General features: G+C 72.8%; 8 protein-coding genes. 4 read left to right on the forward strand and 4 right to left on the reverse strand.

Going from position 1 to position 13,126, the window contains the following annotated elements:
- From OP86_RS02425 to OP86_RS02440, 4 genes are all read right to left on the reverse strand, one after another.
- Positions 1-954, reverse strand: a 954-nt coding sequence (locus OP86_RS02425; RefSeq protein WP_033330732.1) for a serine/threonine-protein kinase, incomplete at its 3' end; no start/stop codon positions are given.
- A gap of 273 nt (positions 955-1,227) precedes the next feature.
- Complete coding sequence (locus tag OP86_RS02430; protein WP_030254855.1) at positions 1,228-4,974, reverse strand: multifunctional oxoglutarate decarboxylase/oxoglutarate dehydrogenase thiamine pyrophosphate-binding subunit/dihydrolipoyllysine-residue succinyltransferase subunit; 3,747 nt, start codon at positions 4,972-4,974, stop codon at positions 1,228-1,230.
- Between the two features lie 233 nt (positions 4,975-5,207).
- On the reverse strand, positions 5,208-6,395 hold the full coding sequence (locus OP86_RS02435) for a sensor histidine kinase (RefSeq protein WP_078588382.1): 1,188 nt from the start codon (positions 6,393-6,395) through the stop codon (positions 5,208-5,210).
- Between the two features lie 117 nt (positions 6,396-6,512).
- Complete coding sequence (locus OP86_RS02440) at positions 6,513-7,250, reverse strand: response regulator transcription factor (RefSeq protein ID WP_030057574.1); 738 nt, start codon at positions 7,248-7,250, stop codon at positions 6,513-6,515.
- 617 nt (positions 7,251-7,867) lie between these two features.
- On the opposite strand from OP86_RS02440, the gene OP86_RS02445 reads away from it, so the two are divergent.
- The 4 genes from OP86_RS02445 (at position 7,868) to OP86_RS02460 (ending at position 13,061) form a co-directional block, all read left to right on the forward strand.
- Complete coding sequence (locus OP86_RS02445; protein ID WP_051829582.1) at positions 7,868-8,590, forward strand: rhomboid-like protein; 723 nt, start codon at positions 7,868-7,870, stop codon at positions 8,588-8,590.
- A gap of 227 nt (positions 8,591-8,817) precedes the next feature.
- Positions 8,818-11,211, forward strand: coding sequence for an endopeptidase La (gene lon, locus OP86_RS02450; RefSeq protein ID WP_030057572.1), 2,394 nt, complete (start codon positions 8,818-8,820; stop codon positions 11,209-11,211).
- 51 nt (positions 11,212-11,262) lie between these two features.
- Entirely contained in the window at positions 11,263-11,829 is a 567-nt protein-coding gene (locus tag OP86_RS02455) for a GtrA family protein (protein WP_078588383.1), read from the forward strand.
- 17 nt (positions 11,830-11,846) lie between these two features.
- The gene (locus OP86_RS02460) at positions 11,847-13,061 is read left to right on the forward strand and encodes an ROK family transcriptional regulator (protein ID WP_030254858.1); all 1,215 of its coding nucleotides are present in this window, start codon (positions 11,847-11,849) and stop codon (positions 13,059-13,061) included.
- Positions 13,062-13,126 lie beyond the last annotated feature (65 nt).

Genomic DNA, 13,126 nt, shown 5'->3' on the forward strand with positions numbered 1-13,126 from the left:
CAGCGGGGTGGGGGGCGTCTTGGGCAGGTCGGAGCGGCGGGGGATCTCGGTGTTGACCTCGCGCGGCAGCCAGTCGTCGCCGAACCGCAGCTGGCCGCCGACCTCCGGGTGGTTGCGGGCGACCTGGATGATCTCGGCGGGCGTCGGGCGGTCCTCCGGGCTCTTCGCCAGGCAGCGCTGGACCAGCTCGCGCAGGTCCGCCGGGACGCCGGACAGGTCCGCCTCCTCGTGCACCACCCGGTAGAGCACCGCGGTGTCCGGGCCGTCGCCGAACGGCGCGGTGCCGCCGGCCACGTACGCGGCCAGGGCGCCGAGCGCGAAGACGTCGGTGGCCGGGGTGACCGGGCGGCCCTGGGCCTGCTCGGGGGACATGAAGGCGGGGGAGCCGATCCGGTAGCCGGTGCCGGTCAGCGCGGTGGCGTCGGCGGCCCGGGCGATGCCGAAGTCGATCACCCGCGGGCCGTCGCCGGCGACCAGCACGTTGGCGGGCTTGAGGTCGCGGTGGACCACCTCGACGCTGTGGATCGCCTGCAGCGCCTCGGCGATGCCGCCCATCAGCAGCAGCACGGTGCGCACCGGCAGGGCGCCGTTCTCGCGCACCACCTGCTGCAGGGACGGGCCCGGGACGTACGCGGTGACCAGCCAGGGGGCGTCGCTGTCCAGGCCGCCGGAGTCGATCACCTGTGCGGTGTAGAGCCCGTGGATCCGCTGGGCGTTGCTGACCTCCTGGGCGAAGCGGCGGCGGAACTCGCCGTCCTCGGCGAACTCAGGGCGCACCACCTTGAGCGCGACCGGGCGCCCGCCCGGGGTGTACGACAGGTAGACCCGGCCCATGCCGCCGGCGCCGAGCCGGGCGAACAGCCGGTAGCCGCCGACCTCCCTGGGGTCGTCCGGGAGCAGTGGCTGGAAGACCGGCGGGAGCTTGCCGGCGTCCCGAGGCGTGTCGGCGGTCATGTGGTGATCCCCCTGGGATTGCGGTGAGGCGTACGGCCGAGGCGGCGGGCGCGATGACGGGCGCCGGCGTCCGACTGGCGAGCCATAACCTATCGATCCGTCAGGAGCTCGTGCACCCGGGCCCCGGATTGGTTGCAGAGCTGCGACCTTGACATGGCTCGGCGGTGAAACGGTTCTCCGTGAAACGAAGCGGCCCCCGCCCTCCCGGATGGGAGGACGGGGGCCGGTGAGCCCTCAGGCGTCAGAGCCCCGACGATTCGGGGCCCCGGTGCGTCAGAGCGAGTAGACCTCTTCGATCAGCGCCTGCTGCTCGGCGGCGTGCCGCTTGGCCGAGCCGACCGCCGGGGACGAGGCCGCCGTACGGGCGACGCGGCGCAGGCGGGAGCCGCCGGCGCTGCGGCCGATGACGACCTGCAGGTGGTCGACCAGGTTCATCGCGATGAACGGCCAGGCACCCTGGTTGGCCGGCTCCTCCTGCGCCCAGACGAACTGGACGTCGTCGCCGTAGCGGGCCAGCTCCTCCTGGAGCTCGGCCACCGGCAGCGGGTAGAGCCGCTCGACCCGGACGATCGCGGTGTCGGTGACGCCGCGCTCGGTGCGGGCGGCCTCCAGGTCGTAGTAGAACTTGCCGGCGGTGATGACCACCTTGCGGACCTGCGCCGGGTCGACGGTGGTGTCGCCGATGACCGGGCGGAACGAGCCGGACAGGAACTCCTCGGTCGCACTCGCCGCGGCCTTCAGACGCAGCATCGACTTCGGGGTGAAGACGACCAGCGGCTTGTGGTGCGGGTTGTGCGCCTGCCAGCGCAGCAGGTGGAAGTAGTTCGACGGCAGCGTCGGCATGGCGACCGTCATGTTGTCCTGCGCGCACATCTGCAGGAAGCGCTCCGGGCGGGCGGACGAGTGGTCCGGGCCCTGGCCCTCGTAGCCGTGCGGCAGCAGCAGGGTGACGCCCGAGTGCTGGCCCCACTTCTGCTCGGCGGAGGCGATGTACTCGTCCACCATGGTCTGCGCGCCGTTGACGAAGTCGCCGAACTGCGCCTCCCACATGACCAGCGCGTTCGGGCGGGTCAGCGAGTAGCCGTACTCGAAGCCCATGGCCGCGTACTCCGACAGCAGGCTGTCGTAGACGGTGTAGCGGGCCTGGTCCTCGGTGAGGTACTGCAGCGGGGTGTAGTCCTCGCCGGTCTTGCGGTCGATCAGGACGGCGTGCCGCTGGCCGAAGGTGCCGCGGCGGCTGTCCTGGCCGGCCAGGCGGACCGGGTGGCCCTCCATGAGCAGCGAGCCGATGGCGAGGGTCTCGCCCATCGCCCAGTCGATGGTGTTGTCCTCGACCGAGGCGGCGCGGCGCTGCAGCTGCGGCAGCAGGCGCGGGTGGACGGTCAGCCAGTCCGGGTGGTTGACCTGGGAGGCGGCGATCCGCTTGACCATCTCCTGGGAGATGCCGGTCTGGATGTTGACCGGGAAGTCGGCCTGCGGCTTGCCGCCGGCGGTCACGGCCGGCGCCTGGGCGGCGTCGCGGACCTCGGCGAAGACCTTCTCCAGCTGGCCCTGGAAGTCCTGGAGCGCCTGCTCCGCCTCTTCCATGGTGATGTCGCCGCGACCGATCAGGCCCTCGGTGTACAGCTTGCGCACCGAGCGCTTCTTGTCGATCAGGTCGTACATCAGCGGCTGGGTGAACGACGGGTTGTCGGCCTCGTTGTGACCGCGGCGGCGGTAGCAGATGAGGTCGATCACCACGTCCTTGTGGAACTCCTGGCGGAACTCGAAGGCGAGCCGCGCGACGCGGACCACGGCCTCCGGGTCGTCGCCGTTCACGTGGAAGATCGGGGCCTCGATCATGCGGGCCACGTCGGTGCAGTACATCGAGGAGCGCGAGGACGCCGGGGCGGCGGTGAAGCCGACCTGGTTGTTGACCACCAGGTGGATCGTGCCGCCGGTGCGGTAGCCGCGCAGCTGCGACATGTTCAGGGTCTCCGCGACGACGCCCTGGCCGGCGAAGGCCGCGTCGCCGTGGATCTGGATCGGCAGCACCGGGAAGGTGGTGCCGCCCTGGTCCAGGATGTCCTGCTTGGCGCGGGCGATGCCCTCGACGACCGGGTCCACGGCCTCCAGGTGGGAGGGGTTCGCGGCGAGCGAGACCTTGATGGTCTCGCCGTCCAGGCCGGTGAAGGTGCCCTCGGCGCCCAGGTGGTACTTGACGTCGCCGGAGCCGTGCATCGACTTCGGGTCGAGGTTGCCCTCGAACTCGCCGAAGATCTTGCCGTACGGCTTGCCGACGATGTTGGCCAGCACGTTCAGGCGGCCGCGGTGGGCCATGCCGATGACGGCCTCGTCGAGGCGGTGCTCGGCGGCGGAGTCGATGGTCGCGTCCAGCAGGGCGATCAGCGACTCACCGCCCTCCAGCGAGAAGCGCTTCTGGCCGACGTACTTGGTCTGCAGGAAGGTCTCGAAGGCCTCGGCCGAGTTCAGGCGGCGGAGGATCCGCAGCTGCTCCTCGCGCTCGGGCTTCGCGTACGGCTTCTCCAGGCGCTCCTGCAGCCACTTGCGCTGCTTCGGGTCCTGGATGTGCATGTACTCGACGCCGACGGTGCGGCAGTACGTGTTGCGCAGCAGGCCGAGGATGTCGCGGAGCTTCATCATCTTCTGGCCGCCGAAGCCGCCGACCGCGAACTCGCGCTCCAGGTCCCACAGGGTGAGGCCGTGCTGGACGACGTCCAGGTCGGGGTGCTTGCGCTGCTTGTACTCCAGCGGGTCGGTGTCGGCCATGAGGTGGCCGCGCACGCGGTACGCGTGGATCAGCTCCATGACGCGCGCGGTCTTGTTGACCTCGTCGTCGTGGGTGGTGGCGACGTCGGTGGCCCAGCGGACCGGCTCGTACGGGATCCGCAGCGACTCGAAGATCTCGTCGTAGAAGCCGTTCTCGCCGAGCAGCAGGCGGTGGATCTCGCGCAGGAACTCGCCGGACGCCGCGCCCTGGATGACCCGGTGGTCGTAGGTCGAGGTCAGCGTCATGATCTTGGAGACGCCCAGGCGGGACAGCGTCTCCGGGGCGGAGCCCTGGAACTCGGCCGGGTACTCCATGGCGCCGACGCCGACGATGGTGCCCTGGTTCTGCATCAGGCGCGGCACGGAGTGCACGGTGCCGATGCCGCCGGGGTTGGTCAGCGAGACCGTGACGCCGGTGAAGTCGTCCATGGTCAGCTTGTTGGCGCGGGCCCGGCGGACGATGTCCTCGTAGGCCTGCCAGAAGCCGAAGAAGTCGAGCGTCTCGGCCTTCTTGATGGCCGCGACGACCAGCTGGCGGTCACCGTTCGGCTTGACCAGGTCGATGGCCAGGCCGAGGTTGATGTGCTCGGGCTTGACCAGGTAGGCCTTGCCGTCCTCCACCTTGTAGCTGTAGTTCATGCCCGGGGCGGCCTTGATGGCCTGGACCAGGGCGTAACCGATCAGGTGGGTGAAGGAGACCTTGCCGCCGCGGGCGCGCTGCAGGTGGTTGTTGATGACGATGCGGTTGTCGATCAACAGCTTCGCCGGCACGGCGCGGACCGAGGTCGCGGTCGGCACCTCCAGCGAGGCGTCCATGTTGGTGGCGACGGCCTTCGCCGGGCCGCGCAGCTGGACCAGCTCGGGGCCGGCAGCGGCGGCGGTGGCGGCCGGGGCCGCGACGGCGGCCTTCGGGGCCGGGGGCGCGGCGGGCGCGGCGGCGAGCGGAGCGGCAGCCGGAGCCGGGGCGGCCGGAGCGGCCGGTGCGGCGGGGGCGGGCGCGGCCGGAGCAGCAGCGGCGGGCGCGGGGGCAGCGGCAGGGGTCGGCGTGGGGCCGGCCTGGGTCGCGGCCTGGGTCACTGGGGTCACCTCGGTACCGGGCTTGTAGTCGGCGAAAAAGTCCCACCAGGCTCGGTCGACCGAGTTCGGGTCCTGGAGGTACTGCTGGTAGATCTCGTCGACGAGCCACTCATTGGGGCCGAAGCCAGTGGAGCTTGCCGAGCTGTTGGGGGTTTCAGGGGACTGTGGCGACACGGCGGCAACCGCCCTCTTCCGCTTCCTTTTGGGATGTTTGGACAGCGGGGATTAAGGCTACGCCCCTGACCAGTGATCGCGCAGTCCCCGGGGGCCAGGCGTCGTCCAGATCACAGTCCTGACCTGCAGTTTGGCTGAAAAAGTACGTTAGGAAGCCGTATCTGAGGGGAAGCGATCGGGCCCGAACAGGCCTGATATTCGGAGGAAACCGGACAAACCCCTACGGAAATTCGCTAACGATCTTCGTATGCGTCTGTGTCGGATCTGTGACAAATGTCCTGGCCCTCGCCCCGGCGCTGCCCGGGCAGGCGGACCTCGATCCGGCAGCCGCGCGGCGACTCGGCCACCGCGATCCGCCCGCCGTGCAGGTCCACCGCCCAGCGGGCGATGGCCAGGCCCAGGCCGGTGCCGCCGTCCGCGCCCGCCCCGGAGGCCGTCGCGGTGCCGCTGCGGCTGAACCGCTCGAAGACCCGGGTGCGGTCGGCCGGCGGGATGCCGGGGCCCTCGTCCTCGACCTCCAGCAGGAGGGCGCCGTGTGCGCCGTCGGGCCGGGCGCGCACCGTCACGGTGCCGCCGGGCGGGGAGTGCTTGCAGGCGTTGTCGACCAGGTTGGCGACCACCTGGTGGAGGCGTTCCGGGTCCGCCACGCCGGTCAGGCCGGACGGGCTGACCTCCAGCGCCAGCCGGACGTCGCCGCGGCGGGAGAAGGCCCCGCCGGCCGTCGCGCCGTCCACGGTGACCCCGCGCAGCACGCCGTCCAGGAACTCGCGCACCTCGAAGGGGCGGGCGTCCAGGTCGACCACGCCGTCGTCGATCTTGGAGAGGTCGAGCAGGTGGGTGACCAGGCGGCCGAGCCGTTCGGTCTGCTCCAGCGCCGCACCCAGCGTCGCCGGATTGGGCTGGACGACGCCGTCCACCACGTTCTCCAGCACGGCGCGCAGCGCGGCGATCGGCGTGCGCAGCTCGTGCGAGACGTTGGCGACCAGCTCGCGGCGGTGCTGGTCGGCGGCCTCCAGGTCGGCGGCCATGGCATTGAAGGCGGCCGCCAGTTCGCCGATCTCGTCGCGCGAGTTCACCTCGACCCGGCGGCTGTAGTCGCCGGAGGCCATCGCGCGGGCGGCCTCCGTCATCTCGCGCAGGGGGGCGGTCAGCCCGTGCGCGAGGAACTGCATGAAGAGCAGCGAGGCGATCATGGAGAAGACCATGATGATCCGGATCTGGGTCTCGGACCGGATCGCCACGACCACCATCCCGGTGGCCAGGAACACGGAGACGATCACGAGCAGGGCGAGCTTGCCCTTGATCGAGCGGACCGGGTCGAGCGGCCGGATGTCGGTCCAGACCCGGTGGGCTGCACGGGCGGCCAGTGTCTGCGGCCGCGCGCCCTCGGAATCCCCGTTGCGTTGCTGTGGAAAGGTCATTGGTCCCCTGTGGTCCCCGCGTGTGTCCCCCCGCGTGGTGGTGCGGCGTCCTGCGGACACGGGCCCCCCGGTGGCCCGTCGCCCGAGGCTCGCCGCGGGACTCGTCGGTGACGAGTCCTAGGAGAGCGGGGCCTCCAGTGCGTACCCGACGCCGTGCACGGTGCGGATCCAGCTGGCGCCGATCTTCCGGCGCAGCGCCTTGACGTGGCTGTCCACGGTGCGGGTGCCGGAGGCGTCGGTCCAGTCCCAGACCTCGGCCAGCAGCTGCTCGCGGGTGAGCACGGCGCGCGGCTGGGCGGCCAGGCAGGCGAGCAGGTCGAACTCGGTCGGCGTCAGGTGGACGTCGCCCGAGGCCAGTCGGACCCGGCGCTGCACGTGGTCGATCTCCAGCTCGCCGAAGCGCAGGCTGCCGAGCGCGGGCGTGCGGGCGGCCTGCTGGGCGCGCTCGACGCGGCGCAGCAGCACGTTGACCCGGGCGGCCAGTTCGCGCATCGAGAACGGCTTGGTCATGTAGTCGTCCGCGCCCACGCCGAGGCCGACCAGCAGGTCCGTCTCGTCGTCGCGCGCGGTCAGCATCAGTACCGGTACCGGGCGCTGGGCCTGGATCCGGCGGCACACCTCCAGGCCGTCGAAGCCGGGCAGCATGATGTCGAGGACGACCAGGTCCGGCTGCCAGGTGTGGAAGCCGTCGACCGCGCCCGGCCCGTCGTGGGCCACGGCGACCTTGAAGCCCTCCGCGCCCAGCCGGGCCGCGATCGACTCGGCGATCGTGGGCTCGTCCTCCACCACCAGCACTCTGCGCTGGCTGCTCACAGTGCCGCCGGTGTTGTGGTTGTCCTGCTGAATTTCTGTCACGGTCACGCCACCGCCCCCAGGGCTGCGGGCCGGCCACCTGTGGGGATGGCGGGGCTCCGCTCGTAGTCTTGTTCCGTCGTGGACTGTGCCGGGTCCGCCGTCCCGTCGCGCGATCGGGAGCGAGGACGGATTGTCGGCCGTCCGCGTCTCCCGCGCACTTCGCAGCGTACGGACAGCGGGTGGTTCCCGGCAGGTGGGCCGGACGTTTCCGGCCCGTGGAGCGGCTGTTCGAGCCGCCCGCGGACCCACTGCACGAGTGGGCACGGGCCGATACCTTACCCGGCGAATTTTCACTGCGTAACGGTACGTATGCAGTCGAGTTGACGCCAAGTCCCCGGTCAGAGGCCCTACTGACGTGTTAATAGGGAGAAGGTCTGGACCAATGCCGGGAATCCGGCAGTCCGTTACGGTGGCGGTCTTCACCGGCTTTTCCCAGGTGCCTCCCAGAACCTCGACGTACCGTGGCCACGACAACACCCGTCCGGGCGGAATCCGCGGCGCGCGCCGGAACGTCGGGCACCGGGCGGGAGCCGTGGCTGCGGGCGTGGAGCGGAGGCGGCATGGCGGGAGTGCGGACGGGGCCCGGCGGGAGCGCACCCGCGGGAGTTCCGTACGGAATGCTCCGGCTCGGCCTGCGCACCGGCGTCGCGCAGTGGCTGCTGGACCGTGTTCCGACGCCCCGGCGCACCCCCTTCACCCTCGGGTACCTCGCCGTCGTCGGTGCCGCCACGACCTTCGCGAGACTCGGTGATCCGGAACTCGTCCAGCGGCTGCAGGAGGCCTCCAGCTCGGACGGGCACAACCTGCTGCACCACCCCTTGCGGGCCCTCCTGCTGAGCGGATTCTGGGTGGCCGGCGAGGTCTGGATGCCCTACCTGTGGGGATTCGCGTTCACCCTCGCCCCGCTGGAGCGCAGGGTCGGACCGGCCCGGGCGGCCGCGGTCTTCGGGATCGGGCACGTCGCGGCCACGCTGCTCTCCCAGGGCGTGGTGATCACCGCGGTGGAGACCGGGCGGATGGCGCCCGAGGTGATGGACTACCTGGACATCGGCGTCAGCTACGGCGTGCTCGCCTGCCTGGGCGCGGTGGCCGGGCTGCTCTCCTGGCGCGGGCGGCTGCTCGCCCTGGGCGGTGCCGGGCTGATGATCGCCGAGCAGATCGCCTCCGACCGGGACGTGGTCACCGCGGTGGGGCACCCGGCGGCGGTGCTCACCGGGGTGGCGCTGTGGCGCTGGCTGCGCCGGGCCGAGCGGCGCCCGCCCCGGCCGCGTCCGGCCGCGGCGACGGCCGGCGGTGCCGCGCCCGCGCGCGGCGGGGCGCACGTGCGGGCCGCGCGCTGAAAGCCGCGCCCGGCGTTCCGTTTACGAATGCTTCCCGCATCCTGAGGATTTCTTGAGAACTTCCCGGTGGTCCCTCCGGAGCACCCCCGGGGGGTGTTTTTGACGGCGCCGCGGCCGGGCTTCCCCGGCCGGACCGTGTTCGCTCACAGCGAACGAGTCACCGGGAACATCCGGCGCTCACCAAGCCTTAGTCAGGTCGACTCAACTTCACTGACTGGGGAGAGATCATGGCATCGACGTCCACTCCGCTCACCCTGCCCGTGCTGCCGCTGGACGACGAGGTCGTCCTGCCGGGCATGGTCGTCCCGCTGGACCTGAAGGACACCGAGGTGCGCGCCGCCGTCGAGGCCGCCCGCTCCGCGGCCACCGGCACCGGCAAGCCGCAGGTCCTGCTGGTCCCGCGGGTGGACGGCTCGTACGCGGCGGTCGGCACGCTGGCCACCGTGGAGCAGGTCGGCCGGCTGGCCGACGGAGACCCGGCCGCGCTGGTGCGCGCCGTGCGCCGGGTCCGCATCGGCGTCGGCACCACCGGCCCCGGCGCCGCCCTCTGGGTGGAGACCACACCGTTCAAGGAGTCCTCGGTCGGCATGCCGGTGGCCGGGCGGGCCGCCGAGCTGGTCAAGGAGTACAAGGCGCTGTCCACCCAGTGGCTGCGCAAGCGCGGCGCCTGGCAGATCGTCGACCGGGTGGCGCAGATCGAGGGCGTCGGCGAGCTCGCCGACAACATCGGCTACGCGCCCTTCGCCACCGCCGAGCAGAAGCTCAAGGTGCTGCTGGAGGCCGACCAGGTCGCCCGCCTGGAGTACGCGCTGACCCTGCTGCGCGACCACCTCGCCGAGGAGGAGGTCAACGACACCATCCGCAAGGACGTCGAGGAGGGCGTGGCCAAGCAGCAGAAGGAGTTCCTGCTCCGCCGCCAGCTGGAGGCCGTCCGCAAGGAGCTGGCCGAGCTGAACGGGGACCCGGCCGACGAGGAGGGCGACTACCGCGCCCGGGTCGAATCCGCCGACCTGCCCGAGAAGGTCCGCGAGGCCGCGCTCAAGGAGGTCGACAAGCTGGAGCGCGCGTCCGACCAGTCCCCCGAGGGCTCCTGGATCCGCACCTGGCTGGACACCGTCCTGGAGCTGCCCTGGAACGAGCGCAGCGAGGACGCGTACGACATCGCCGGCGCCCGCGCGGTGCTGGACGCCGACCACGCCGGCCTGGCCGACGTGAAGGACCGCATCGTCGAGTACCTCGCCGTGCGAAAGCGCCGGGCCGATCAGGGGCTCGGGCTGGTCGGCGGGCGCCGGGGAGGCGCGGTGCTGGCCCTGGTCGGCCCGCCCGGCGTCGGCAAGACCTCGCTCGGCGAGTCGGTGGCCCGCGCGATGGGCCGCAGCTTCGTCCGGGTCGCGCTCGGCGGCGTCCGGGACGAGGCCGAGATCCGCGGCCACCGGCGCACCTACGTCGGCGCGCAGCCCGGCCGCCTGGTGCGGGCGATCAAGGAGGCCGGCTCGATGAACCCGGTCGTCCTGCTCGACGAGATCGACAAGGTCGGCTCCGACTACCGCGGAGACCCGGCCGCCGCCCTGCTGGAGGTGCTGGACCCGGCGCAGAACCACACCTTCCGGGACCACTACCTGGAGGTCGAGCTCGACCTCTCCGACGTCGTCTTCCTCGCCACCGCCAACGTGCTGGAGGCCATCCCCGAGCCGCTGCTCGACCGGATGGAGCTGGTCCGGCTCGACGGCTACACCGAGGACGAGAAGGTCGTCATCGCCCGCGACCACCTGCTCCCGCGCCAGCGGGAGAAGGCCGGCCTCGGCGGCGAGCAGGTCAGCGTGGACGAGGCGGCGCTGCGCAAGCTCGCCGGCGAGTACACCCGGGAGGCGGGCGTGCGCAACCTGGAGCGCTCGATCGCCCGGGTGCTGCGCAAGATCGCCGCACAGGCCGAGCTGGGCGAGCGCGAGCTGCCCACCGCGGTCGGCGCGGACGACCTGCGCGCCCTGATCGGCCGCCCGCACCACGTGCCGGAGGCCGCCCAGGAGCCGGCCGAGCGCCGCACCGCCGTCCCCGGCGTGGCCACCGGGCTCGCGGTCACCGGCGCCGGCGGCGACGTCCTCTACATCGAGGCCTCGCTGGCCGACGCCGAGACGGGCGGCACCGGGCTGACCCTCACCGGGCAGCTGGGCGACGTGATGAAGGAGTCCGCGCACATCGCGCTCTCCTACCTGCGCTCGCGCGGTGCCGAGCTGGAGCTGCCCGTCACCTCGCTGCGCGACCGCGGCGTGCACCTGCACGTCCCGGCCGGGGCCGTCCCCAAGGACGGGCCGAGCGCCGGCATCACCATGACCACGGCGCTGGCCTCGCTGCTCTCCGGCCGCAAGGTGCGCACCGACGTGGCGATGACCGGCGAGGTGTCGCTGACCGGGCGGGTGCTGCCGATCGGCGGGGTGAAGCAGAAGCTGCTCGCCGCCGACCGGGCCGGGGTCACCACGGTGATCATCCCCAAGCGCAACGAGGCCGACCTGGACGACGTCCCGGCCGAGGTGCTGGAGCGGCTCACCGTCCACCCGGTGGCGGACGTGCGGGAGGTGCTGACGCTGGCCCTGGAGCCGGCCGAGGTGCTGGTCGCCGCATAGGGCGGCGTCAACTGAGGGGCCGACGGCATCTCCGCGTGCGAGACTGCGGAGATGCCGTCCCCCACGCAGCGCGCCCTGGCCCGGGTGCCGGACCGGCTGCGCCCCTTCCTGGTGCGACACCGCCGGCTGGTGAAGTTCCTGCTGGTCGGGGGCGGCTGCTTCGCGCTCACCATGGTGATCAACCTCGAACTCAAGTTCACCGTGCTGCAGCACAAACCGGTGGTCGCCCTGACCGTCGCCACCGTGATCGCCACCGTCGTCTCGTACGTGCTGAACCGCAGCTGGGCCTTCCGCACCTGCGGCCGGCAGCGTGAGGCCCTGCTGTTCTTCCTGGTCAGCGCGGTGGCGATCGGCGTCAACGACGTACCGCTGGTGATCTCCCGGTACGTCCTGGACCTGCGCGAGCCGTACGTCAGCTCCTTCGCCCAGGAAGTCGCGGACTTCCTCAGCGGAATGGTCGTCGGCACCTTCATCGCGATGCTGTTCCGCTTCTGGGCGATGCAGCGCTGGGTCTTCACCCGGCTCGCCGAGCCCGCGCCCGCCCGGCCCGCCCTGGTGGCGACGGCGCCCCCGGAACCCGGTTACGCTGCACCCGAGATGCCACGGGACGTGCCGTAAGGGGCGAGGTGAGCCTGATGCGCGAGCCGGACGCCGTCCGGACGGGGCCTGCCAGCCAGCAGGGGATGCGCCGGGCCAACCTGGCCCTGGTGCTCGGGGTGATCGCGAGCGGTCCGCGCTCGCGCGCCGAGGTGGCCGCCGAGACCGGGCTGACCAGGGCCGCCGTCTCCTCGCTCGCCGAACAGCTGATCGCCGACGGCCTGCTGGTCGAGGAGGGCCCCGCCGCCCCCAGCGGCAAGGTCGGCCGCCCCGGCACCGCGCTCGGCCTCAACCCGCTCGGGCCCGGCGGCCTCGGCGCCGAGATCGGCGTCCGGCACCTGGGCGCCTGCGTCGTAGACCTGCGCGGCGAGGTCCGCGCCTGGCGGCGCCAGGAGATCTCCAACCACGGCCGGGAGCCCGCCGCCGTCATGGCCGACCTCGCCCGGCTGCTGCGCTCGGCCGTCGCCGAGGCCGGCCTGCGCCCGGCCGGGCTCGCGCTGGCCGTGCCCGGGCTGGTCGGCTCCTCCGGCGCGGTGCTGCAGCGGGCCGCCAACCTGGGCTGGCGGGACGTCCCGCTGGCCGCCGAACTGCGCGCGGCGCTGCGGCCGGCCCTGGACGGCCTGGCCGAGCTGCCGGTCGAGGCCGACAACGAGGCCAACCTCGGCGGCCTGGCCGAACGCTGGCTGGGTGGCGGCGCGGAGGACTTCCTGTACGTCTCCGCCGAGGCCGGGGTCGGCGCGGGGATCGTGGTCGGCGGCCGCCTGCTGCGCGGGGCAGGCGGCTACGCGGGCGAGTTCGGCCACGTGCCGGTCCACCCCGACGGGCCCCGCTGCGCCTGTGGGGCGCACGGCTGCCTGGAACAGTACGCGGGCGAGGCGGCGGTCCTGCGGGCGGCCGGCCTGGCCGGCGGCCGGGGCGACTGGGTGGCGCGGCTCGCCGACCGCGCCGGGGCCGGCGACGAAGCGGTCCGCGCGGCCCTGGCCGGGGCCGGCTCGGCCCTCGGCATCGCGGCGAGCGGCGCGGTCAACCTGCTGGACCCGGCCGAGGTGGTGCTGGGCGGCGGCTACGCACGGCTGGCGCCCTGGCTGCTCCCCGCCATGCGCGCCGAGCTGGCCGCCCGGGTGACCGTCCGGCCCTGGGCCGACGACCGGCTGGCCGTCTCCCGGCTGGGCCGGCGGGGCCCGCTGCTGGGCGCGGCGGTGGGCGTCGTGCGCGCCGTCGTCGCCGACCCCGGCTCGATCGCGGGCGGCTGACCTCTTCGTCATGCCCCGGAGTGCGGCGAGCCCCCGGCCGGTGGGGCCGGGGGCTCGGCGGAACA

Source organism: Streptomyces novaecaesareae (assembly GCF_000716875.1).
GTDB lineage: Bacteria > Actinomycetota > Actinomycetes > Streptomycetales > Streptomycetaceae > Kitasatospora > Kitasatospora novaecaesareae.